This window comes from Stutzerimonas stutzeri, assembly GCF_019090095.1.
Taxonomy (GTDB): Bacteria; Pseudomonadota; Gammaproteobacteria; order Pseudomonadales; family Pseudomonadaceae; genus Stutzerimonas; species Stutzerimonas stutzeri_AN.
In genome coordinates this window covers 1,914,303-1,938,112 of record NZ_JAGQFP010000002.1, presented here as the reverse complement: position 1 = coordinate 1,938,112, position 23,810 = coordinate 1,914,303, and the positions used below count along the sequence as shown (strand labels likewise).

The following is a 23,810-nucleotide window of genomic DNA, read 5'->3' as shown; positions in this document are numbered from 1 at the left end:
TCCCTTAGCTTGCCTGACTTCAATGCAGGCGGAGCCTTATCAAAAAAATGACTCACAACGCCCTGCATATCGCCAGCCTGCTTGTGCATTGCCGCCCCGAACTGCTGGATGCGGTAAAACGCAACCTGACGCTGCTCCCCGGTACCGAACTGCACCAGGAAAGCCCTGCGGGCAAGCTGGTGGTCGTGCTGGAGGCCGAACACGAGAGCGTCATCCTCGACACCATCCGCGATATCCAACAAGTGCCCGGCGTCCTCAACGCTGCCCTGATTTACCACGAACTCCTCTCACCCGAAGGAGAGCCTGAATGAGCCTCACACGACGTCAATTCGCCAAGGCCAACGCCGCGGCCATCGCAGCCAGCGTGGCGGGTCTGCCGATCGCCACCAGTGCCAGTAATCTGATCACCGATCCGGAGGCGACTTCCCTCAAGTGGAACAAGGCACCGTGCCGGTTCTGCGGAACCGGCTGTGGCGTCATGGTCGCGACTGCCGGCGACCGCGTCGTGGCTACCCATGGCGACATCAAGGCTGAGGTCAATCGCGGCATCAACTGCGTCAAGGGCTACTTCCTGTCGAAGATCATGTACGGCACCGATCGCCTGACGCAGCCGCTGCTGCGCATGAAGGACGGGCAGTACGACAAGCAGGGTGAGTTCCAGCCAGTGAGCTGGGAACAGGCCTTCGACATCATGGAGCAGAAGTACAAGGCCGCGCTCAAGGAAAGCGGCCCGAGTGCAGTCGGCATGTTCGGCTCCGGGCAGTGGACCGTCTGGGAAGGCTACGCCGCCAACAAGCTGATGAAGGCCGGCTTTCGCTCCAACAACCTCGACCCGAATGCCCGCCATTGCATGGCTTCGGCCGCCGTCGGCTTCATGCGCACCTTCGGCATGGACGAACCCATGGGCTGCTACGACGATATCGAAGCGGCCGATGCCTTCGTGCTCTGGGGTTCGAACATGGCCGAGATGCATCCGGTTCTCTGGACCCGGGTGACCGACCGCCGGCTGAGCGCACCGCACGTCAAGGTCGCCGTCATGTCGACCTTCGAGCATCGCAGCTTCGACCTGGCCGACATCCCGATGGTGTTCAACCCGCAAACCGATCTGGTGATACTCAACTACATCGCCAACCACATCATCCAGAGCGGTGCGGTCAACCAGGACTTCATCAAGAACCACACCAAGTTCGCCAAGGGTGCGACCAACATCGGCTACGGCCTGCGCCCGACCGATCCCCGCGAGCTGAAGGCGGAAAACGCCGCCGTTGCCGGCAGCTGGACCGATATCAGCTTCGAGGACTACGCCGAGTTCCTCAAGCCCTACACCTTGGAGCACGCGGCACACGAGTCGGGCGTACCGGCCGAGCGCCTGAAGGCACTGGCCGAACTCTACGCCGACCCCAAGACCAAGGTCATGTCGTTCTGGACCATGGGCTTCAACCAGCACACCCGCGGTGTCTGGGCGAACAACATGATCTACAACATTCACCTGCTCACCGGAAAGATCAGCGAACCCGGCAACAGCCCCTTCTCGCTGACCGGACAGCCGTCGGCGTGCGGCACCGCCCGCGAAGTCGGAACCTTCTCCCACCGCCTGCCTGCGGACATGGTCGTCACCAATCCGAAGCATCGCGCCGTGGCCGAGAAGATCTGGAAACTGCCCGAAGGCACCATCCAGGAAAAACCCGGCTTCCATGCCGTGCAGCAGAGCCGCGAGCTGAAGGACGGCAACCTCAAGGTCTACTGGACCCAGGTGACCAACAACATGCAGGCCGGCCCGAACATCATGCAGGAAGTGCTGCCCGGCTGGCGCAACCCCGAGACCTTCGTCATCGTCTCGGACGTCTACCCGACCGTCTCCGCCCAGGCCGCCGACCTGATTCTGCCGGCCGCCATGTGGGTGGAAAAGGAAGGCGCCTACGGCAACGCCGAACGCCGCACCCATGTCTGGCACCAGTTGGTCAGCCCGCCAGGCGAGGCACGCTCGGACCTGTGGCAGCTGATGGAATTCTCCAAGCGTTTCACCACCGACGAGGTCTGGCCGGCCGACCTGCTGGCCAAGGCGCCGGAATTGAAAGGCAAGACGCTGTTCGAGGTGCTGTTCAAGAACGGCCAGGTCGACCGTTTCCCCACATCGGATATCGCCGAGGGCTACCGCAACCAGGAGTCCGAGGCCTACGGCTTCTATGTGCAGAAGGGCCTGTTCGAGGAATACGCCCAGTTCGGTCGCGGGCATGGCCATGATCTGGCGGATTTCGATCGCTACCACCAGGAACGCGGTCTGCGCTGGCCGGTGGTGGACGGCAAGGAAACCCGCTGGCGCTACCGTGAGGGCTATGACCCTTATGTCGCCAAGGGTGCGGGGGTGGAGTTCTACGGCTACCCGGACAAGAAGGCGATTATCTTCGCGCTGCCATACGAAGTGCCGGCCGAAGTACCGGACGAGGAATACCCCTTCTGGCTGAGTACCGGGCGCGTACTGGAGCACTGGCACACCGGCAGCATGACGCAGCGCGTCGACGAGCTGTACCAGGCGGTCCCCGATGCGTTGGTGTACATGCACCCCGAGGACGCGCGTGATCTCAAGGCACGCCGTGGCAGCGTGGTGAAGGTGATCAGCCGCCGTGGCGAAATGCAGGCGCGCATCGAAACCCGCGGTCGCAACAAACCGCCGAAGGGTCTGATCTTCGTGCCCTTCTTCGACGCCAACAAACTGATCAACAAGGTCACCCTCGACGCTACCGACCCGATCTCCAAGCAAACGGACTACAAGAAATGCGCCGTGAAGATCGAAGTGGTCAGCATCGCCTGAGGAGAGTCGCCATGAAATTTCGCTTACTGCCTTTGACCCTCCTCGCGGTGTTTGGCCTGGCGGTTGCCGCCGGGCCGGACTACCCACTGGATGCCCCTGCCCCGGACGGCCGCCGCCCGGGCGGCACCCTGACCCAGGAGTTCACCCCACCGCCGCTGAAGGACGAAGAAAACAAGGACCTGCGACGCGAGCGCAACTACCCGGAGCAGCCGCCGACCATCCCGCATACCATTCGCGGTTATCAGATCGACACGAACAGCAACAAGTGCCTGTCCTGCCACAGCCGCGCCAACAGCGCGCGTACTCAGGCGCCGATGATCAGCATCACGCATTTCGCTGACCGTGACGGCCAGACACTCGGCACCGTGGCTCCTCGTCGTTATTTCTGCACGCAGTGCCATGTGGTGCAGCAGGATGTGAAGCCGCTGGTGAAGAACGACTTCAAGAATATCGACAAGCTGCTCTATCACGAAAACAAGCAGAACGAACAGTGAGGACGCCCGGATGAAGTCAATACTGTCGTTTCTCAAGCGATACTGGACGGTACTGCGCCGTCCCAGCGTGCATTACAGCCTGGGCGCCTTGGCGCTCGGTGGGTTCATTGCCGGCATCATCTTCTGGGGCGGCTTCAACACCGCCCTGGAGGCGACGAACACCGAAACCTTCTGCATCTCCTGCCATGAAATGCGCGACAACGTGTACATGGAGATCAAGGACACCATCCATTACAGCAACCGCTCAGGGGTACGCGCGACCTGCCCTGACTGTCACGTCCCGCACAAGTGGACCGACAAGATTGCGCGCAAGATGCAGGCGTCCAAGGAGGTCTGGGGCAAGATCTTCGGCACCATCAACACGCGCGAGAAGTTTCTCGGCATGCGTCGCGAAATGGCCGAGCGTGAATGGCGTCGCTTGAAGTCCAACGACTCGCTCGAATGCCGCAACTGCCACAACTTCGACTACATGGACTTCACCAAGCAGTCCCAGCGCGCGTCGAAATTCCACTCCACCGCCCTGGCCAACGGCGAAGCCACGTGCATCGATTGCCACAAGGGCATCGCTCACCGGCTGCCGGATATGCACGGTGTGCCTGGCTGGTAACGAGCCTAACCCGGCCCGGTCGCAATGACCGGGCTGGCGACTACGATCAACGCCCACCGTGACCTGGGCTGTTGCTGCGAGCCACCCCGCCAGGCTTGCCGAAAAAGCCGTTCGACAAGCTCATCGCTGCCCCGCCGACGCTGCGCGGTTGCGCGCGAGCCGAACTCCGGCTATTTATCGAAGCACCTCGATACGGTCGATAAGGAAACCACCATGCGTTATTGCCTGCTCGGTACTTTGATGGCCATCAGCGCCGTCGCCCACGCTGAAGTCCAGACCCGCGAAATGCCCTATACCGCCGCCGATGGCACCAAGATGGTCGGCTACTACGCCTACGACGACGCCATCGAAGGCAAGCGCCCGGGCGTCGTGGTCGTCCATGAATGGTGGGGCCTGAACGACTACGCCAAGCGCCGCGCCCGTGACCTGGCCGAGCTGGGCTATAGCGCTCTGGCCATCGACATGTATGGCCAGGGCAAACATACCGAACACCCGAAGGACGCCATGAGCTTCATGAAGGCCGCGCTGTCCGACGCCGAGGCAGCCAAGGGCCGCTTCAACGCCGGGCTGGACCTGCTCAAGCAGCAAGCGCAGACCGACACCGACAAGCTTGCCGCGGTGGGCTACTGCTTCGGCGGCAAGGTCGTCCTGGACATGGCGCGCCAGGGCGTGCCGCTCGACGGCGTCGTCAGCTTCCATGGCGCTTTGGCGACCGAGACCCGCGCCACGCCTGGCACTATCAAGGTACGCGTACTGGTCGAGCATGGCGCCGCCGACAGCATGGTCAGCGCTGACGATGTCGCGGCGCTGAGCGCCGAAATGGTCAAGGCCGGTGCCGACTACCAGCTCGTCTCCCTGCCCGGCGCCAAGCACGGCTTTACCAACCCCGGTGCGGACAAATTCCAGGAACAAGGCGTCGACGTGGCCTACAACCAGGCCGCCGACGAGCGCTCCTGGCAAGACATGCAGCGCTTCCTCGACCAGACCTTCGAATCGGGTCGATAACCCAACCGCTGCCGGCTTCCCTGCCTAGGTTGTTGGCTTTGGCTTAGCTTTGGGTTTGGGTTTGGGTTTGGCTTCGCTTTGGCCGGTGTTGCCTTCGCCGCCCAGTCTCGATCAACCTCTCGCCGGCGATTCACTGGGACTGTCCCCTCTCCCCTTTGGGGAGAGGGCTGGGGTGAAGGGCCAGGGTTAACCAACCCGCCAACCCCTACAGCCCCCACCTCCTACCCCGACATCGCTTACCCTCCCGCCTCACTCCCCAGCGCGCTTCCAGCGCTGCCACCACGCCTGGCCGTGCTAGCATGACCACCCAGCGCACCTTCCTTCCAATCCAATCGATCGCGAGTCATGGCCGAACACGATTTCCGCTACACCCTGCTCAACCCCGGGCACACCCTCACTGAATGCCGGGCCCTGGCACCGGGCCGTTATCAGGTCACTGGCAACGGCGGCAACGTTCGCTCAGGTGACGTGCTGATCGTCACGCTAAAAGGCAGTCGCGAACTCTCCCAGCGCCTGACCGTCGACAAGGTCCGCCACTTGATCAATCCGCCCGGGCAATGGATGGCTGTGGCGAGCGGCCCCGTATTCCGCGAACTGGCGATACTCAACTGGCAGGTCGATTGTGACGGCTGCGGCAAGCAGCTGGATTTCGAGTTCGCCGTGGATGCCGCCAAGGGCGAAGCCGCGCGCGCCCCGGCCGCCGAAGCGCGTATCGCCGAACTGGGCTGGAAGAACGACGCCGGTCGGCACCTGTGCCCCGCCTGCCAGAGGGCCCAAGCATGAGAGCGCTCATGATGGCCGGTTTGGCCATGGCCTCCGTTACAGGTTGCTCGGTCGAACCGCTGACCCTGCAGAACGACGTGACCTATATCGCCGAATGGATTGGTGACGAGCCCGTGGTCGGACGCAACCCCGTCTCACTGACGTTCAGCGAAGACCGTGCCTACGGCAACGCCGGTTGTAACCACTGGTTCGCCAACTACCAGCGCGATGGGCAAACGCTGCGCTTCAGCGATATCGGCAGCACCCGCAAGCTCTGCGCCGAACACATCATGAAGCAGGAGCAGCACTTCCTCGAATTGCTCTCGCGAATCGAACGCTGGGATGTTTCGAAGATCGACCAACTGCGCTTCTGGCCTGCCGAGGGTGCTCCGCTGCGCGTCTGGCCCGAACAGAACTGACTGCGCCAAAGCAGGGCGCAGGGCGCGAATCGAGCACCGCCGCCAGGCATGCATGACCTGTTTGCGACCCGGCATCACCCGGGTCAGTCTGCAAATCGCATCCCCCTATCGGCAGCAGAGCGCAACGCCTGCCGCCGAACCCCGCTAGAACCGCGGGCTTCAGCGCCCTGCCCAGTCGAAGCGGCGCGTTAGCGATGTTCGAAGCAGCGCCATCCGCGCTACGTCCGAAACTGGCACGACCGATGCAATAGCTCAGTCACAGCCAGTTTTGGGGGCCCTGGTACAGGCAGGCCAGGGAATCCCCTCTTTTATATCGGCATGCAAAGGGGCCGCTCAGTGAGCGGCCCCTTTGTTTAGCGATAGACCTCTCGGCGAAAGATCAACGGCCGCGCACCGGCATAGCCACCAAAACTGGCAATCGCGCTGGGGTTTGTCGCCCCCTTGCCCAGCCAGTCGAAGTACAGCCAGCCGGGCACTTGCGGCGTCACTCGAAGCGTTCCTGCGTTGCCGGTGCCCGGCGCGCTCAGGGTCAGCAACCGCACCCCTTGCGACACCGCCCCGACCGTGACGCTGGTCTTGGCAGGGGTCAGACTGCCGGTTGGATTGTCCAGCGCCGCATCGCTGACCGCAGTGCAGTTCATATCGGCCGGCGCGGTGTCGGTGACGAAAGCCGTTCCACTCCAATATTCCAGGTACAGCGGCAGGCTTAGCGGGCTGATTTCCGGCCCCGACGCCCCCGTCAGCCGGTAACGCCCCAGCACCACCGATGCGCCGCTCAGGGGAAATGCATAGTCAATTGGTGTGTAAGTTGCCGCGGCGCTGGCAACGTAGACGCCATCCGCGTCGACAAGCTTTGCACGCGGCGTGAATACCGAGAGGGTTGCGTCGAATGGGCTGTCATCGAGCTCCGGGTTGGCGGCCCGTAGATAACGCAGCGCCAGGTCGTCAGGGGCCAGAAAGGTCTTCGCCCCGTTACCCGGTTGCTCACTGTCAGGAACCCGTCCGACAATCGAGCCGCCCACTTCCAACCTGGCCGCCACGCAATTGGAGATGTTGGCTGCCAGTGAGCAATCGAGCGACGCCGACTGCCCCGCCGCCGGCCTGCGAGCATCCAACGCCGCACGGCCGGTATTGGAGAAGTAGGTGGGCACCCAGCTGCTTGCGAAACGCCAAAACAGCCCTCGATCGTAATTGGTGGTCAAGGTGCCGCCACGGCTCATACCGCTAATCGTCAGGCTAGGCCTGCCGGTAATACTCAGCGGCTGGGCCTGATAGGTGATGCCGTTGCTGCAAGCGTTACCCAGGCTGCCGCTCCCCGCCGCCGCCAGATAAGCGGGCGTCACCCTCCCGACATTGGCTGAAAGCCCGCCTGCCACCGTTTCGTTATCGAGGTAACCGCCCACGGGCGGAGTCACCTTCATGCGGAACACCCCAACCTCGGAAAACTTCACCTGCTGCACCACCTCGGCGCTGGCAGCGCTGTATCCGGACGCACTCGGCAAGTGGTCATAACTTGTCCGTCCATCAAGGCTGGTATTACTGGATGACAGGCTAAGCGTACCCGCCGCACCACCGATCGGCTGGACCAACTCCGAGCTGATCGCGAGATTGCTGTGCCGAAAATTGGGCGTGGTCGGGTTGCCGGTACACAGCTCAGCGTCACTATCGGACTCCCAGCCCACCGGCCGGAAACGCACCGGGAAGCCATCACCGGCCGCGATGAACGCCGGGCACGTTGCATCACCCGCCGCACAGGTCGTCATCGTGGCGTCGCTCCAGGCCGTGGGCTTGACACAAAACCCCACCGGCTTGACCACGAACTGCTTCGAGCCGGACATGACCAAGTCCGCATCCTTGTTGGCCGCGCTACCGCTATAGCGCACGTTAAGCTCTAACTTCCCGGCGTCGTTGTAACGAACAGTGATGGGCGCCTGCGCATTGTCGTTGAAGTTCAGGCGCATCGTGGTGGGGGCGCTCGCATTCGAGGACACGGGGGTGCCGTTGACCTCCAGAGACCGTCCGGCGCCGGTATTGGGCTCGATGTAGGTCGACCATATCGCCAGATCACGGTCGACCTTCTGGAATGCCGGCACACAGCGTTGCGTCGTCTGGTCCTTGCGCACGGCGTTGATCATCACTTCGCCAGACGGCTTGTTGGATAGCTGCGTGGGAATATCGAACACGAACCCAGAATCGACGAACTCGACGGCACAATTAGCGCTCAGGCTCCCGGAGCCGATCTTGCATTTGGTTTCGGTATACGGCTTGGCGGCTGGCGTCGAGGCGCCTACCCCCAGCGTCACGGTGCCGCTGGTCGTACGCACCAGCGAAAATGCCCCTGTGCCGCCGGTGAAGGTCTGGGTATCGCTGCTGACGACGCCCCTGTTTGCCGCGGATAACGTGGCCGTGGCGGTCACAGGCTCGGTGTACAAGGAGCAGGCGGCATCCAGGCACGCCTTGACCGTGATCGGCATCGGTGAACACGTCAGTCCCGTCTGTGGAGCGAAAATCTCGAAATGGTCAATTTGAGCGCCCACGGCGCTCATCTTGTTGGCGCACACCTGGAGGTCATCCAGCTCGTGAATATTGACGTTGCCGCCCGTAGAGCCGGTAAAGCTGAGCATGAAGTCTTTCGGCACGGCGCCTTGACCGCTGTTGGTGCGCACGTCGTAGGGCGCAATCAAGGTGGTGTAGTTGTTACCGGTGCCGCCTGTGTCACGCTCAACCTTGACCAGCGTCTTGCCAGGCGTGCGTGAGTCAACGGTGATACGATAGAGATGTCCGGGGCTCGGTGTGCTGGTGGCCGAGCCGTTGTCGATGCCCGTCGCCAGGCTCCCGGTCCCGGTCAGATAGGCGTACTCGCTGCTACCGGAACCTCGAATGGCCACTGCATCGCTGCGCGAGCCCACCCCACCCACACGCCCTTCCGTGGGGTTGGAATAGTTGCCGAACTCGTCGAGGCCGATGCCCAACCAGCCGCCGGCGAAACCGGGAATGCCGACTTTCTGCGCATACCCCAACGAGCCGCCGAATGCGCCAGGCTGTGGCGTCACGCTCGCGTCCGACAGGATCAGTGCCATGCCATCCGCGCCACGGTTACTCTTGTTCGAGTACCCGAAGTATTTGAATGTCACAGTGATCAGGTTGTTGGCGGCCGGGAAGGTTCGTTGCACCGTGGCGGCCGTCGACGCATCGCCGGTGTCGTCCGTCATCCGCAGGCGGCCATTGACGATCCTTGGCGTGCCAAAGGTTCCACTGCGCGAGGTGACGACCCAGTCATTACCCAGCAGTGAACGAGCGAAGGTGTCGGCCGAGGTCGTCAGACAGCTCGGCGTGACGGGACCGTCGCAAAGGTTGGCCGGGGTCGTTGCTGTGGGGGTACAAACCCCATAGACGTGACTACTGCCAGTACCCGTGATGGTCGTATTGCCCCAGGTCGCCGCCGTCACGTTGCCGTTTACAACGCTGTCGTCGAGCCGGACCTCGTTGGTGGTGCTCATGTTTCCCGTCAGGGTTGTGCGGCTCAGAACGATATTGTTGTTCGTTGCCGTCACGTTACCCGTCACAGTGGTATTGGTCAGCGTGATCTGGCAGCAGTTGCTGCTGATCGCACCGGCCACGGACCCGCCAGTGACGGTAACAGCGCCGGCCGAGGCAGCCAGGCTGCCGCCGAACACCGCCGCGTTACCCACGATCGTCTGGCCCGTAACGCTACCCCCGACGCGCCCCCCCTCTACCAGGATGGTGCCGTAGCTATTGCTGACACTGCCCGCGATCACCGTCCCGTTGGTGGCCGTGACATCACCGCCGTTGACCAGGTTGGCTTCCAGCGTGCTTGCCGATAGCAGACTCGTTCCAGTAACCGTCAGGGTGCTTTTGAAAGTCGTGCCACTGGCGGTGAGGTTGTTGTTGATCCGGGCAGTTCCGCTGATCGACGTGTCCGTGATATTCGTCGCGCCACTGCTTAATAGCGTGCCGGAAACGGCGCTTCGAACCAGGGTCACCCCGCCAGTGCCGGCCTCGACCGCCCCGTTCACAGTCGTCGTGGTGAGAGAAATCGCCCCGCTGGTGGATGCGATCGACCCGTAGACCGTATTGGTCCCGGTGGCGGTCAGAGGGCTATATCCGGAATTGAGCGAGACGGATCTGTTCGACGTGCCGATCACATTGCCGCGCAGGGTGAATCCGCCGCTCGCGGACACCGCTACATCGCCCAGTGGCCAATCCGCGGTAAGCGTGTCACCACTGTTCAGCGACACGGCCCCTGAACAGCTGAAAGTCCCGCTGTCGTAGTACCAAGTACCCGTACAGGGTGCATTGGTGCCGTAGCCGAAATACCAATAAAAGGAATAGTCCGCCGCGGATGCCAATCCAGGCAGCATGCACAGCGACAACAGCATCCGGCGTACGACGGCAGAAGCCCTAGTTCCCACTGGTTTCGACCCTCGCATGCAAGCGCCTGTAGGCATAATCTGGACGCGCCGCGGGCGTCGGCGCATTTTGCGCGACGGCGTCGACACTGAACATCGTGATTGTCTTGCCGTTCTCGCGTGCCGGATAGACAGTCGCCACGCAGCTCACCGCCACGCCGGAATACTCAGCCGACGTGCCGTCCAATGTAAGACTGGCGGAGCTCGCACAAGCGCCATCCTTGACCGCACGGCGGATGCCCCATTCGAGACCGGCGCGCGCCGCCTGGTACGCACGTGCCTGCTGCAGTGACAAGCTCAACGATCCACTCGTGGTGGTCGACAGGCGCGACATGGCGATTACAGCCAGCGCAACGACGATCATCACGAACATGGCCGCCACCAACGAAAACCCTCGCTCATGGCGCATTGTCGACTTTCACCTGTTGTTGAAGGGTGATGGATTCGCCCTCTTGCGTGAGCGTCAGGCTCAGTGTGACCAAACCGGGGCGCTGCGGCGTGCCAGGCTGGTAGCTGATCAGGCAACCGGACACGTAGGGCGCCACCCGCGCGGCGTCTGCCGGCAACGTACTCGGCGCGGTTGCCGTCAGGGTCGTGCGGGTATAGCGCGCCAGCTGTCCACCCTCGGCAGCCGGTTCACAGCGATAGCCGATGACCTGGTCAGCCAGATAGAACCGCCGCTGCGGTGAGGGATACGCAAAGGTGAATCCTGCGCCCGTGAGGCCATTCAGGCTTACCTGTGTTTCGCGACTGGTGGCGTTGGCTGCAGCAGTGAAGGAAGCGCCAGTGGGTGTGATCACCCCCGGGTTGGCATAGGCCCACACGTTGGCCCCGGCCGAAGGGTTGCCACCGCTACTGGCACCCAGGTTGTACACCACCAGCCAACGGGCGCCGCTGACATCGAAGTTCGGATCCAGCACCTGAAAACCATCACAACGGCCATTGGCCGTCTCGCACCCGCTCAACTCGGCGGAAAAACGCAGGCTATCGCTCCCGGCCCGGTTGGAGACATAGCGGCCGGCATTGAGGGTATTGAGCATTTCCAGCGTGCGGCCGTCAGCCGACTGACGTACCGAGTGGGGCACCGCCAGGCGGATATCGCGCGCCGCCCGGTTGAGCGCCAGAGACGCCAGTTCCACCAGCGCGCCGCGCCGGCTCTGGTCGATGTACGCATCCAGCGGTCGCTTGAGCACCACCGTGATCATCACCAGGACGACGGCGCTAAGCGCAATCACGATGACCAACTCGACGAGCGTGAAACCACGTGTTGGCTTCATGGGCAACGCTCCACGCCGCTGGCGTCGATTTCGCCATAGCAGGTCCGCATGCCGGCGAGTTTCAGGGCCTGGCCGGACGGATCGGTAACCGTGACCTCGACGCGACGGGCCGGTACACCATTCCAGTCAGCCAGATTGGCAATCGCGACCCGTACCCGGTACTCCGACAAGCCAGTGATGGCGTTGCCCGCCGCATCGCGCGCGCCCTGGTCATCCAGACCGGCGTAATCACAGAGGTCGTCAAACCGTGCGCGTGGCAGACCAGCCGTCGCCGCACAGCTTCCGGTATTGAAGCTGCTCGGGTCGAGGTAAGGCTGCGTGAGGATTTCTTCGAGATAGCCTTCGGCAATCGTCAGGCTCTGTTGACGCAACATGGGGTCAGCAGAGCGGCCAACCATGGATGCCATCGCCGAATAAAGCGCGGCTGCGGCAATCCCGATGATCACGATGCTGATCACCAACTCGATCAGCGTCATGCCCTGCTGGCGCTTCATCGCACCAGCCCGGTTTCGGCGGTCACGCTGAAGCTGAACGCGCCGATGGTGGCACTCGCCGCGCTGGAGGGACGCCCCAGCGAGTCGAACACCACGGGGAAATGGGTAGCCGATACCGATACGCCCGCGGGCACGTCGGTATTGGCAAAGGGTATCTGGCCGTCCGGCCCCTGCACCTCGGCGCTATAAGCGCCGGACGTGCAGTTCGCGGCACGGCGCAGCTGGTAGCCACCCGCGCCCAGGCTGACCTGGGTCAGGCAGCCGCTGGCCAAGGCTAGCTTCTGCGCGTAGCGCACGGCCGAGACCGTCTCTTCGAAAAACAGGCGCTCGTCGAACACCCGTCGATCAAAGAATCGCGGCCCCACCACAGCGGCGAGGATGCCGATGATGACCAGCGTCATCACCAGTTCGACGAGGGTGAAGCCGTGAGAATTGGCCATGGCGTGCTCAGAGCGCATTAATTGCCGCTTGCGTTAGAGAGGGTGACTAAAACTGCCCGACAGAATCCAAAGACAGCCAGGTTTGAAGAATTAACATCTGTCCACGCCCAGCTTTCTAAACAGCGCAAGCGACAACTAGAAACTAGCAACCACTTAGATCAGATGACAGAGTAATAGTAGGAACACTGCCAGCGGTTTCACTTGGTGCCTTATATGTCACTTTGCACTTTGTTTTATCTGTCGCTCCCTTAGGGCTGATCACAGTTCCAGCAGTAGCGTCGGTATCAATGACAAAATCCGGACTGCTAATACCAGCAGCTCCAGCAATCGCGGAATCTGTTGGATAGCCACTTTTCTTAACCATCGCGACCGTACCGCCTTCAACCTTTACCGAATCTGCTTCCGCACTATTTTGCGCCAGCCAAGCAGAGTGTGTTAGCGCAGATGCCGACTTAATCGATCCATACGCGCCCTGAAGTGTGCCGCGTCGTGCATCGCCTCCTAGATCGACGAACTGAGGGATCGCAAACGCCGCCAAAATCCCCAGAATCACAATCACCATAATCAGCTCGATCATGGTGAAACCGCTTTGTTGCTTCTTCATGGTGTTGCTCCCGTTGTGTAATCAGTTGAAGGTGACGAAAACTTCGCCGGTATTGGCGTTGTACTCGATGACATCGTCAGTCCCATCGAGCGTGTAGGTGTACAGGCAGCGGGTACCGTTGGCCGTGGCGGTGAAGGCCGCCTGGTCGCCAGTGACCGTGGGCGCCGAGGCTTGCAGCAGGTTGCCCCAGAGGCGGCGGCACTCGTCGGCGGTCATGGCCGTATTGATTCCTGGCGTTCCGCTGCGCTCGGTGCCCACCGGCCAGCCGGCCGCATTGACGTCGAGCGTTCCGTTGCCATAACCCGCCACGTCGATTTGGCAGTTGCCGCCGACGCAGAGGTTGGTGCCGCCATTACGGTTGAGTTCGTATTGCCCGCGGATAAGCGATACCGCCGAGGTGAACGCCCCGCCAGCGCTGCGTACCGTGGCGCGGTGGGCGTCTTTCGCCGAGTCGATGAAGTGCGGGAGCGCCACTGCGGCCAGAATGCCGAGGATCGCGATTACCACGACCAGCTCGATCATCGTGAAGCCTGTTTGCGGTTTGTTCATGCGATGCCGTTTTTTTGTCATGAGTGCTTCCAATAGCCGTTCATTAGCAATTGCCGTGCTGGTTACGTTGCCTGCCGACCGACGGCAGCCCATGCGCCATCACCCTCGCCCCTGCGCCGCCGCGCCCAGTTCCCACATCGGCAGGAACACACCCAGCGCCAGCACCAGCACCATCACGCCCATGCAGACGATGAGAATCGGCTCGATGGCGTCGGCCAGTTGCTTGAGGTCGTAGTCGACTTCCTGCTCGTAGAAATCGGCGACTTCGATGAAGAGGTCGTCCAGAGCGCCGGTTTCTTCACCGACGGCCATCATCTGCAGCACAAGGGGGGTGAACAGGCCACTGTTGTAGGCCGAACGCGTCAAGGCTTCGCCACGCTCGACGCTCTCGCGGATGCCGAGAATGGCGTCACCGATATGCCGGTTGCCGACGCTGGCGCTGTTGATCGACAAGGTCTGTAGCAGCGGCACACCGGCGCGGTACATCATCGCGAAGGTGCGGGTGAAGCGCGCCAGGGCGATGCGCTCGAAGATGCCGCCGACAATGGGCAGGCGCAGTTTGATGCGGTCCCAGTGCAATCGGCCCGGATCGGTCTCGATCCATTTGAAGAAGCCGTACAGCCCACCGACGATGCCGAGCAGAAGCAGCCACCACCAGTCGCGCATGAAGTTGGAGGTCCCGATCAGTACGCGCGTGGCCCAGGGCAACTGGGCGTGGAACTGCGCGAACACCTTGGCAAACGCAGGAATCACCAGCAAGTTGATCACCGCCAGGGCGACGCCCATGGCGACCATGACGAAGATCGGATACCGGGTGGCCTGTTTGATGCGCTTGCGGGTCTCGCGCTCGAGCTCCAGATAGGCCGCCAGCTGCTTGAACGCCTGATCGAGCTGGCCGGTGTTCTCACCGACGCTGACCATGCTGACGAACAGATTGTTGAAGACCTTGGGGTGGGCATTCAGGGCCACCGCCATGGATTGGCCGCTTTCCAGGCTGGCGCGCACATCCTGCAGAACCTGGCGGAAGAACAGGTTCCGATTGGATTCGGCCAGACCGCCAATGGCACGGATGATCGGCACGCCCGCCTTGCTCAGGCTGTACATCTGCCGGCTGAAGATGATCAGCTCGTCCAGGTCGACACGCTTGCGTCGCAGTTTGTCGCGCAACAGTGCCAGCACGTCGCCGCTGTCGGCTTCCACATCGCTGGCGTCGATGGTCAGCGGTGTGATCTGCCGGGCCAGCAGCTCGCCAGCGACGGAATCAGCGCTGGCGCCCTCAAGTTCTCCGCTGATCTTGGCGCCCTGGGCGTTACGGCCGGTGTATCGAAAATTAGGCATCAGATGAGCGCTCCGCTTGGCGCCGGTGCCTTGTGGCGATCCGCACTAACGGACACCCGGCCCGCTCCCAGCACGAATGATGGGGCGAACATGGCGGGCGAGGCATCAAGTGCACGCCGACGCCACGCGCGCGCTTGCCCGCCAAACCTCGTTTGCGCAGCGCGCTCGAGGTCCGCCAACAAACCGGCCCCTTGAGAAGCGGTACGGTGCAGCACCGATCCGACGTTCACGCGGTCACCTCGTCGTCCGCCAGGGTTGCGCAGACCTTGAGCACTTCGTCCACGCTGGTAACGCCCGCGATGGCGTAGTCCATGGCACATTCGGCCAACGGCCGATAGTGCGGCTGCTGCCGCGCCGCTTCGGCGAAGCCCTGCGGATCGCCACGACGCAGCGCGGCGACCATGGCTTCATCGAGTTCGAGCAGTTCGTAAACACCGATCCGTCCGCTGTAACCACTGTTGTGGCACTGGTGGCAACCACTTCCCCGGTAGAAGCGTTTGCCGCTCAGGTCGCTGCCATGTAGCGCCTCCAGCCACGCCAGCTGACGTGGATCGGGCTGATGTTCTTCCTGGCAATTTTCGCAAACGCGGCGGATCAGGCGTTGAGCCAGGACAGCATTGAGCGCGGTGGCAACCAGAAACGGCTCGACGCCCATGTCGATCAAGCGCATGGCGGACGTCAGGGCGTCGTTGGTGTGCAGCGTGGACAGGACCAGGTGGCCAGTCAGTGCGGCGCGCAGGCCGATCTCGGCGGTCTCCTGGTCGCGGATCTCGCCAACCAGCACGATGTCCGGATCCTGACGCAGCGCGGCGCGCAACACCCGGGCGAAGGTCAACTCGATCTTGGCATTGACCTGTACCTGGTTGATCCGCGGCAGGCGATATTCCACCGGGTCTTCGACCGTGATGATCTTCTTCTCTGGGCTGTTGAGCTCGGAAAGGCCTGCGTACAGCGTCGTGGTTTTACCCGAGCCGGTCGGGCCGGTGACCAGCACCATGCCGTGAGGGCGTTGCAGCAAGCGGCGGAAGCGCTCGAGCATGGCCGGGGGCATGCCGGTGCCGTCAAGCTGGAACATCGCCCCGCTCTGGTCGAGCAGACGCATGACCACCGACTCACCGAACTGCACGGGCATGGTGGAAACCCGCACGTCCAGATTGCGATTCTTCACCCGGATATTGAAGCGACCGTCCTGAGGCAGGCGCTTCTCGGAAATGTCGAGGCCGGACATGATCTTCAAGCGCATGACCAACGCGGACGCCACACGGTGCTCTTTCATCACCTGCTCGTTGAGCACACCGTCGATCCGCTGGCGGATGCGCACCACGCCTTCGTCGGGCTCGATATGAATGTCCGACGCCTTCATCTGCACGGCATCTTCGAACAGCGTCTGCAGCAGGCGCACCACCGGGGCGTCGCTGTTGCTCTCCGCGCCCAGGCGCGACAGGTCGAAGTCGCTCTCCTGCAGCTCGCCTTCCAGCTCGCCGGCCAGCGAGGCGATTTCGCTGGTGCGTCGATAGAGCTGATCGAGCGCGCCGAGCAGTTCGTTTTCGCGCACTACCGCGGGGAATACCCGCTTGCCGAGCAGGCGCTCCATCTCGTCCTGGGCGAACAGGTCGAGCGGGTCGGTCATGCCGACCAGCAAGCCATCCGCCTGACGTGACAGCACAATCACGCGAAAGCGCCGTGCCACCGCCTCCGGCAGACTCTGCGTCAACTGGTTATCGAACTTGTAGTGCTTGAGCTCGACGAAGGGGATCTGCAACTGCTCGGAAAGCGCGCGCAGCAAGCGGCCTTCATCGATGAAGCCGAGATCCAGCACGGTACGTCCGAGCTTGGAGCCGGTGCGTTTCTGATCCTGCAGGGCAAGTTGTAGCTGGGCTTCGCTGATCAGCCCGGCCTGGACCAACAGATCACCGAGACGAATCTTGCGCTGGCGAAGGTCCTGAGTCATTGCGTTACTCCCAAGGAACCGGCGCGCTCGCTGGCGAACTGACGCGCGCTGCTGTCCAGGCCTTGCCCCTGCAAAGCCTGGCGATAATGCTGGCCGGCCTGCGCCGGCTGATCGAGTTGCTCCAGCGCAATGGCCAGGCCGAGGTGCCAGGCCGCCTGATCCGGCCGCACGGCAACCAACTGCCGATAGCTGGCGGCGCTGGACGCCCAGTCGCCGACCTGCTGGTAGAGCGCTGCAAGCAACGCGTGATAACTCGTGTTGCGGCGCAATTCCGGTGCGTTCTGCTGCAGCGTGGCGATCGCAGCCGCCGGATCGCCGACCTGCAACTGACCACGCGCGAGCAGTTCGCGAAGCGCCGCATCGAAGGGACGCGCCTGCAGTTGCGCCGGCAGCCACCTCAGCAGCGCCGCCGTGTCGCCGGCCGCCAGATAGGCCTGAGCCAACCAGCGGGCCACCTCCGGGTTGTCCGGTTGGGTGAGCTGCAAGGCCTGAAGTTGTTCGATCGCGCGCAGGTGATCGCCTCGCGCCAGCGCCTGGCGCGCCTCGACCAGGGCATCGGCTTTATGCGTCCCGATGGACAGCGTCTTGGGCCCAGCAGGTGCGGCGGGCTCGACACTCGGCGCCGGTCGAGGGCTGGTCTGCCGTGCGACACGCGCCGGCTCTCGGGGCGCCTCCGCCGGCGCGACTTCCTGGGTGACCCAATCCGGCAGCTGCGCTTCATCCGGCTCGGCCGGTTCGGCCACTGGCATCGAGATGCTCTGCGCCTCGGCCTCGTCGACGTCGCTCAGCGGCACATCCAGCCACAGCTGCGACCGGTCGCCAGCGAACTCCAGGCGGTCGGCCACGCTCAAGCGATCGCCGAAACCGACCAGTAGCACCTGGACATCGTCGCCCTGCGCTTCGACGCGCCAGGACAAGGTTTGGCCATCCTTCTCAATGCGGCCAGAACGGGCCTCGCCCGTGTACCGAACGTCTTCGAGCCGAAAGCTGACCGAGCCACTCGTGTCGGTTCGCTCGTAGCTGACGGCATGGTCGAGCAACAGTTGCAGCAAGAAACGTCGGCCATCGTTCTGCGGCAAGACTTCCAGCAAACGCGTCGACTCGTTGGCCTCTGGCATCGGTGCAACCGGCTCGGCAGCGGCCGGCGCGACGGGAGCCGGTGCTGCCACCACGGCCGGCTCGGCGGCCGGACGCAGGCGATCGCTCAGCAGCCACAGGGCCGCTGCCAGCAGCACGATTGCCGCCATGATCGACACACCCCGCCACAGGCGAGTGAGACGCCCACGGCGGGCGGCGCCCGCTTCATCCACCGCATGCAGGCTGCCCAGCTGCTGGCGCTCGGCAGGCGCCGCTCGGCGCGCGTCCAGGTCCCGCAGCATGTCGTTGACCAGGCTCATGGCAGCACCTCGATTAGCGGAGAAAGCCAGGGCCAGAGACCGGCAAGCAGCGCCAGACAGCCCACGGCCAAGGCCCAGCCGACGCGAGGCGACGGCTGCCGCCAGAAGGGCCGTGCGCCTTCGGTATCGTCCAGCGCGCGCCGGACGTGCCGCGCCAGTACCTGACGGGCGCCTTCTCCGAAAGCCACCATCAGGCATTTGTTGGACAGGATATTGATCAACCGCGGGATGCCGCCGCTGCCGCGCACCAGCAAGCGGACCGCCGCCGCCTGGAACAGCGGCTCACCGCGATAGCCCGCCACGGCGAGGCGCTCCTGCAGATAGCGCGTGGTGTCTTTGACGTCCAGCGGCCGCAGCGCGTAGGAAAACGTGATGCGCTGACGCAGTTGACGGAAGTCCTCGCGCGCCAGGGTCTCGTCCAGCTCCGGCTGGCCAAACAACACCACCTGCAACAGCTTGCTGTGTTCGGTTTCAAGGTTGGTCAGCAGGCGCAACGCCTCCAGCGTCGCGGTAGGCAGCGCCTGAGCTTCATCGATCAGCAAGACCGTGCTCTTGCCCTGCCCGGCCAGCTCGATCAGGCGAGCATGAAGGGCGGCGAGCAATGCGTGATTGTCCAGCTGCTCGACCCCGGCGATGTGCAGCTCGTGCGCCAGGGCCTGGCGCAGGGTCATCGGCGTCAGGGTGGGATTGGGCAACCAGGCGACCTGATAGCGGCTAGCGTCCAGCTCGTTCAGTAACGCACGGCAGAGCAGCGTCTTGCCCGTACCAACTTCACCGGTCACCTTGATGAAGCCCTCGCCCTCGGCCAGCGCCACGCGCAGCAGGTTGAGGCAGGCCTGGTAGGGGGCCAGCTGGACCATGAAGCCGGTATTGGGCGTCAGCGCGAACGGTTTTTCGCGCAGGCCGAAGAATGCTTCGTACATTGCCAGCGCTTACCGAACCGACCGGAAGGATTCGGCGGACTTGCGCAGATCGTCCAGCCAGACCTGGTCATCGACCACCTGCGGTCGCATCAGGATGACCAGTTCGGTCTGCTGAAGCGCCTTGCGCTGCTGCTGGAACAACCCACCCACCACCGGCAGCTTGGAGGCCCAGGGAATGTTGGCGTCGGTGTTGGTATTGCGGTTCTCAAGCAATCCGCCAATGACCACCACCTGGCCGCTGCGAGCGCGCACGATGGAGTCGGACTGACGGGTCGTCGAGAGTGCCAGTGGCAGATTGAAGACGTTGTCCGAACCGCCCAGCTGAATGCTCTTGTTCTGATCCTGAACGCGGCTGACAGTGGGACGGACATGCAGCGTGACCTGCCCGCTCTCGTCGATCTGCGGGGTGACGTCCAGCGAGATGCCGGAGAAGAACGGCGTCAGCGTGATGTCCAGATCCGGTGCGGTGGTACCGCCGGCCAGCGACGTGGTAGTGGTCGACACATCGGTGACGAAGAACTCGTCAGTGCCCACCTTGATCACGGCCTTCTGATTGTTCAGCGTGGAAACCCGCGGGCTGGAGAGCACACGCACGTCGCCCTGGGTCTCGAGCAATTGCAGCACCCCACTGAAGTCGCCTACCTGCACGGCCGCGCTGAATACGCCGCCTACGTTGTTCGGCCCGCTCAGAGGGTCGCCCTGCACGCCCAGGCTGATCTGGGCGTTGCCCATGCTGCCCAGTTGCGCCCAGTTGATGCCGGACTGGAAGCCATCGGACAGGTTCACTTCAAGGATCTTGGTTTCCAGGATGACCTGACGTTGCAGGTTGCGCTGCGCCTGGGCAAGGAAGCGCTCCACCGCTTGCTGATCGTCACTCCGTGCCCGCACCACCAGCAACCCGGCCTGCGGGTTGACCACCACCTGGTTGCCCTCCTCATTGCCGATCATCATTTCGACCACGCCGCGCACCTCGCTCCAGAAGTCGACGTTGCTGGTGGTCATCAGCTGGCTCGCATTCACGGTGGCGGAGGTGTTGCTGGTGGTGGTGCCGGCCGCGCCAACGCCAGTGTTTTCGCTGCTGGTGACCTGACCGGAGCTGACACGGGTGTCGGTGGTGCCCTGCCGCTGGATGTTCAGGTAGTTCAGGTCATAGGTGCGGGTGATCGCCTGGTTCGGCTGAATCTGATAGCCATAGGCGGTGCGACGGTAATCGTAACCATAGCTGTCGCGCACCGCCGCGAGGGTTTCCTCGAGCGTGACGTTGCGCAGGCTGAAGGTCACATTGCCCGTCACGCCGGGGTGCACCAGGATGTTCTCGCCGGCGCTGTCCATCAGACTGAGGAAGAACTCACGCGCCGGCATGTCGCTGACGGCGACATCGAACCGAGGCCCGCTGGCGGGCTGGCTGTCCGCGGCGGGCAGCGGCGGAATCAGGCCAGCCTGTACCGAGGCCGGCGGTGCGACTTTCTGCTGGCTCTGCTCCAGACTCTCCTGGAACAGGCGGTTGCTTTGCTCATACAGGCGCTTGTCGCCATCTTCGAAGGTCTGGCAGGCGGGCAGCAGGCAGAACAGGCTCAACGCGCCGAGGCGGAGCATCAGGGTCGGCATCATGGCAGGGTACGGCTCGTTTGGATGATGGGAGCGCTCAGGCGCAATTCTTGTTGCCGGCCTTGGCGTTCGATGACAACGGAGTGCGCGCGCACCGCCAGGATTCGTGCATCGCCCAAGCGGTCACCGACCGTCAGCTTCTGCCCGTTGATCACGGCGCTGGCGCGCGAGGGGCCACGCAGGATGGCCTGCAACTGGAGGGTCTCGGGCGCCTGTGTCACCACGTCGCCGACTACCTGTTCGGCGGGCGGCAGCGTGGGATCTGCGGCGAAGACCGGCGCGGCGCTGAGCAGCGCAACCAAACCGATCGTGTTGATTCGGAACTTAAACACCCACCCACCCCGCATCGCGACTCAAGGTATGCAGATCGAGGATGACGCGGGCCTGTCCGGCACCGCCCTCGCCCACTTCGTAATCCAGCGCGTCCCAATGCAAGCGCCAACCGCTGGACTGGATCGCGGTGAGATAAGCCAGCAGGTCGAAATACCCGCCTTCCAGCGTCAGGCGCAGACCGTGGCGATAGAACACCACGGGCGCCGCCGTCTGACTGGCTGGCTCGGCCGGTATTGCCGCCGGCACGGCCAGCGGTGCACTGGAGCTTTCCAGCGAGATCAGCTTCAGCTTCGCCTGGTTGCGCAACAGGTCCTGCAGCAAGGCCTTCATCTTCGCTGGCGAAACCAGCGTGCTGGTTTCCTGGTCGATGCGCAGAAGCAGCTCGTCGCGCCCAGCCTGTGCGGTCGCCAATGCCTGGCGATAGCTCAGGTTAGGGTCAGCGGCGAGCTTGGCCTGGATCTCCAGCAGACTGTTCTCGGCCTCCAGCTGGCGCGCATGGGCGAGCTGCTGTCGGCTGGCCTCGGCCGCGACACGCAGGCCCAGCGGCTCGGCAACCAATAGCACGTAAAGCATGACCAGCAGTGCCAGGCCGACGCCGTAGGTCAACCACTGCTCGCGTGGCGCCAGGGCCCGCCAATGCTGGATGAGCTTATTCATCGCCCTGCTCCGCCAATGCTTGCGAGGCCAACCGGAACCGCAGCAGATCCCGGTCGTCACGCTGTAAATCGAAGTGGGCAAAATCGCGCCCGCTAAACGCCGTGCTCTGCCCCAGGCTGCGCAGATAAAGCGGGAGCAGCTCCTGATCCTGAGTCAAACCCTGCAGGGCCAACTCCTCCCCGCCGGCCTGCAGACGAATGCTGGTCAACCAGAGCCCGTGCGGCGGATGCCGGTCGGCCAGCCCTTGCAGCAAGGCCGCGAAGCCGGAGCTGCGCTGGGCATCGAGTGCCTTCAGGTAGTCGGCCAGGCGTTGCAGCTCGCGATTCTCGGCCTCGCGCTCGGCCAGCTGACGCGGCAATGCCGGGTCCAGCGTAGGTTCCTGAAAGCTCGTCTGGGCCACGTCGAGCCTGGCCACCGCCTCGGCAGCCTGCCGCTCGGCAGATGTCGCGGCCTGGCTGGCCGAACGCAGCTGCCAACCTTGCCAGGCGCCGTGTGTGATCAAGACGGCCACCAGCAGCGCCACGCCCAGACGTATCTGGCGCGGCCTCGGGCCACCACCACGGCGACGTTCGCGTTGATAGAGATTGATGTTCTGCATCAGATTTGTTCCTGACGCAGGGCGGCGCCGACGGCACCGATACAGAACGCCTGACTCGGCTCGGGAAGATCGCTTGCCGATTGCCCCGGGAACAGCTCACGCAGATCCAGGCGCTGCAGATTGACGGCCAGGCCGCTGGCAAGCGCCTGGTGGGTACGCTCGCCGTCCTGCTTCATCGGCAGCAGCAGCAGGCGACTGATATAGCCTTTGCCCAGCTGGCTCTCGAAATAATCGAGCGAGCGCTGGATTTCCAGCGTCGCCCCCGACAGGTCGTGCTCGGCGCGCGCCAGGCCATGCTCGATGCGCCGCGCCATATACAGATCGGCCCCGTTCTGAACGACGATCAAGCCTTCGCTGGTTCGCAGCCGCAGCAACGCAAGGTTGGTCGTGCCGGCGCCGGCCAGCAGACCGAGATTGCGCAAGGCCATTTCGGTGATATCGATGCTCGCCAACCGCAATCCGGCCTGTTGCACCAGCGCGCGATACTCCTGCATCCGTACTTTGTTCAGCACCACGCAATAGACCATGCGGGTGCGGCCGCGGTACGCATCGTCCGGTAGCGCAAAGCAATCGATAACGACGTCTTCAAGCGACTCGCTGATCAGATCCTTGACGCGCCAGCGCATCGCGTCACGTAACTCGTCGGCCGGCACGTCTGGCGCTTCTAGCAGAAACATCTGATACGCCGACGGATGCAGCAGGAAATTGACAGGCAGACCGCTCAGGCCGTGATCGGCAACCGCCTGCTTGAGCCGTTCCGCCTGCGCAGCAGGTTCGCATTCAAAATAGTCGCATCGCCTCAGCGTTGGCGTCGCGCCATTGCGCTGCACCTGCGCGAGCGCGATGCCTTGCGGCCCGGTCTCGACACCAAGCAGGCTGCCTGTGGCAGTTTCACGGCGTTTGAAAAACAACCCCATCGGGATACGAACTCCTGATACGACTCGGTGGCTCACAGGCGCTCTATAGCGATCCCGGGCTTCTGAAAGGTAAATAGCAAATTGCTATCACGGCGGCACGACTCTAACAAAACGCACCGGCAGGTCCAAACGCCGCCGCCTTCACTGGCAAGAGCGGATACGCGTCAAATTACCGCTACCACGCGCTTATCGGCC

The 23,810-nt window shown here is 63.3% G+C and carries 24 protein-coding genes; 8 read left to right on the top strand and 16 right to left on the bottom strand.

The genetic code is table 11. From position 1 onward, the window contains the following. The first annotated feature begins 47 nt into the window (after positions 1 to 47). From KVO92_RS18675 to KVO92_RS18645, 7 genes are all read left to right on the top strand, one after another. Positions 48 to 311: a chaperone NapD gene (locus tag KVO92_RS18675; protein ID WP_217477008.1), complete on the top strand. Its 264-nt coding sequence runs from the start codon at positions 48 to 50 to the stop codon at positions 309 to 311. Continuing rightward, positions 308 to 2,812 carry a nitrate reductase catalytic subunit NapA gene (gene napA, locus KVO92_RS18670; RefSeq protein WP_217477007.1) on the top strand — a complete coding sequence of 835 codons (2,505 nt, stop codon included), beginning with the start codon at positions 308 to 310 and terminating at the stop codon, positions 2,810 to 2,812. Before KVO92_RS18675 ends, napA begins: the two co-directional genes overlap by 4 nt. Before the next feature lie 11 nt (positions 2,813 to 2,823). Next, positions 2,824 to 3,306, top strand: a complete 483-nt coding sequence (locus KVO92_RS18665; RefSeq protein ID WP_217477006.1) for a nitrate reductase cytochrome c-type subunit — start codon at positions 2,824 to 2,826, stop codon at positions 3,304 to 3,306. Between the two features lie 10 nt (positions 3,307 to 3,316). Continuing rightward, positions 3,317 to 3,913: a cytochrome c3 family protein gene (locus KVO92_RS18660; protein WP_021208425.1), complete on the top strand. Its 597-nt coding sequence runs from the start codon at positions 3,317 to 3,319 to the stop codon at positions 3,911 to 3,913. 213 nt (positions 3,914 to 4,126) lie between these two features. Continuing rightward, entirely contained in the window at positions 4,127 to 4,918 is a 792-nt protein-coding gene (locus KVO92_RS18655) for a dienelactone hydrolase family protein (RefSeq protein ID WP_217477005.1), read from the top strand. A 345-nt stretch (positions 4,919 to 5,263) separates the two neighbouring features. After that, positions 5,264 to 5,701, top strand: coding sequence for a hypothetical protein (locus tag KVO92_RS18650; protein ID WP_217477004.1), 438 nt, complete (start codon positions 5,264 to 5,266; stop codon positions 5,699 to 5,701). A gap of 8 nt (positions 5,702 to 5,709) precedes the next feature. Then, the gene (locus tag KVO92_RS18645; protein WP_423836240.1) at positions 5,710 to 6,099 is read left to right on the top strand and encodes an META domain-containing protein; all 390 of its coding nucleotides are present in this window, start codon (positions 5,710 to 5,712) and stop codon (positions 6,097 to 6,099) included. 353 nt (positions 6,100 to 6,452) lie between these two features. On the opposite strand, the gene KVO92_RS18640 is transcribed toward KVO92_RS18645, so the two are convergent. The 16 genes from KVO92_RS18640 to KVO92_RS18565 form a co-directional block, all read right to left on the bottom strand. Beyond that, positions 6,453 to 10,499 carry a DUF6701 domain-containing protein gene (locus KVO92_RS18640; protein WP_254621478.1) on the bottom strand — a complete coding sequence of 1,349 codons (4,047 nt, stop codon included), beginning with the start codon at positions 10,497 to 10,499 and terminating at the stop codon, positions 6,453 to 6,455. A 22-nt stretch (positions 10,500 to 10,521) separates the two neighbouring features. Further along, entirely contained in the window at positions 10,522 to 10,902 is a 381-nt protein-coding gene (locus KVO92_RS18635; RefSeq protein ID WP_254621477.1) for a hypothetical protein, read from the bottom strand. A 25-nt stretch (positions 10,903 to 10,927) separates the two neighbouring features. Next, positions 10,928 to 11,806: a PulJ/GspJ family protein gene (locus KVO92_RS18630; RefSeq protein WP_217477001.1), complete on the bottom strand. Its 879-nt coding sequence runs from the start codon at positions 11,804 to 11,806 to the stop codon at positions 10,928 to 10,930. Further along, positions 11,803 to 12,300 (bottom strand): prepilin-type N-terminal cleavage/methylation domain-containing protein, encoded by a 498-nt coding sequence (locus KVO92_RS18625; protein WP_217477000.1) that lies wholly within the window; start codon positions 12,298 to 12,300, stop codon positions 11,803 to 11,805. Before KVO92_RS18625 ends, KVO92_RS18630 begins: the two co-directional genes overlap by 4 nt. Next, positions 12,297 to 12,740 carry a pilus assembly FimT family protein gene (locus KVO92_RS18620; protein WP_217476999.1) on the bottom strand — a complete coding sequence of 148 codons (444 nt, stop codon included), beginning with the start codon at positions 12,738 to 12,740 and terminating at the stop codon, positions 12,297 to 12,299. The genes KVO92_RS18625 and KVO92_RS18620 overlap by 4 nt, the downstream gene beginning before the upstream one ends. A 142-nt stretch (positions 12,741 to 12,882) precedes the next feature. Continuing rightward, complete coding sequence (locus KVO92_RS22810; protein WP_217476998.1) at positions 12,883 to 13,344, bottom strand: type II secretion system protein; 462 nt, start codon at positions 13,342 to 13,344, stop codon at positions 12,883 to 12,885. A gap of 21 nt (positions 13,345 to 13,365) precedes the next feature. Continuing rightward, positions 13,366 to 13,914, bottom strand: coding sequence for a type II secretion system protein (locus KVO92_RS18610; RefSeq protein WP_217476997.1), 549 nt, complete (start codon positions 13,912 to 13,914; stop codon positions 13,366 to 13,368). Positions 13,915 to 13,992: 78 nt separating this feature from the next. Then, positions 13,993 to 15,231: a type II secretion system F family protein gene (locus KVO92_RS18605; RefSeq protein WP_217476996.1), complete on the bottom strand. Its 1,239-nt coding sequence runs from the start codon at positions 15,229 to 15,231 to the stop codon at positions 13,993 to 13,995. 226 nt (positions 15,232 to 15,457) lie between these two features. Beyond that, the gene (locus KVO92_RS18600) at positions 15,458 to 17,182 is read right to left on the bottom strand and encodes a GspE/PulE family protein (protein ID WP_217476995.1); all 1,725 of its coding nucleotides are present in this window, start codon (positions 17,180 to 17,182) and stop codon (positions 15,458 to 15,460) included. Next, positions 17,179 to 18,579, bottom strand: a complete 1,401-nt coding sequence (locus KVO92_RS18595) for a tetratricopeptide repeat protein (protein WP_217476994.1) — start codon at positions 18,577 to 18,579, stop codon at positions 17,179 to 17,181. The genes KVO92_RS18600 and KVO92_RS18595 overlap by 4 nt, the downstream gene beginning before the upstream one ends. Beyond that, positions 18,576 to 19,502: an ExeA family protein gene (locus KVO92_RS18590; RefSeq protein ID WP_217476993.1), complete on the bottom strand. Its 927-nt coding sequence runs from the start codon at positions 19,500 to 19,502 to the stop codon at positions 18,576 to 18,578. Before KVO92_RS18590 ends, KVO92_RS18595 begins: the two co-directional genes overlap by 4 nt. A 9-nt stretch (positions 19,503 to 19,511) precedes the next feature. Continuing rightward, positions 19,512 to 21,113, bottom strand: coding sequence for a pilus (MSHA type) biogenesis protein MshL (gene mshL / locus KVO92_RS18585; protein ID WP_217476992.1), 1,602 nt, complete (start codon positions 21,111 to 21,113; stop codon positions 19,512 to 19,514). Then, complete coding sequence (locus tag KVO92_RS18580) at positions 21,110 to 21,442, bottom strand: Type II secretory pathway component (protein WP_336512652.1); 333 nt, start codon at positions 21,440 to 21,442, stop codon at positions 21,110 to 21,112. The genes mshL and KVO92_RS18580 overlap by 4 nt, the downstream gene beginning before the upstream one ends. After that, positions 21,435 to 22,100 (bottom strand): type II secretion system protein GspM, encoded by a 666-nt coding sequence (locus KVO92_RS18575; protein WP_217476991.1) that lies wholly within the window; start codon positions 22,098 to 22,100, stop codon positions 21,435 to 21,437. Before KVO92_RS18575 ends, KVO92_RS18580 begins: the two co-directional genes overlap by 8 nt. Further along, positions 22,093 to 22,698: a PilN domain-containing protein gene (locus KVO92_RS18570; protein ID WP_217476990.1), complete on the bottom strand. Its 606-nt coding sequence runs from the start codon at positions 22,696 to 22,698 to the stop codon at positions 22,093 to 22,095. The genes KVO92_RS18575 and KVO92_RS18570 overlap by 8 nt, the downstream gene beginning before the upstream one ends. Then, entirely contained in the window at positions 22,698 to 23,375 is a 678-nt protein-coding gene (locus KVO92_RS18565) for an MSHA biogenesis protein MshI (RefSeq protein WP_254621475.1), read from the bottom strand. The genes KVO92_RS18570 and KVO92_RS18565 overlap by 1 nt, the downstream gene beginning before the upstream one ends. A gap of 15 nt (positions 23,376 to 23,390) precedes the next feature. On the opposite strand from KVO92_RS18565, the gene KVO92_RS22700 reads away from it, so the two are divergent. Next, positions 23,391 to 23,633 (top strand): hypothetical protein, encoded by a 243-nt coding sequence (locus KVO92_RS22700; RefSeq protein ID WP_254621474.1) that lies wholly within the window; start codon positions 23,391 to 23,393, stop codon positions 23,631 to 23,633. Positions 23,634 to 23,810 lie beyond the last annotated feature (177 nt).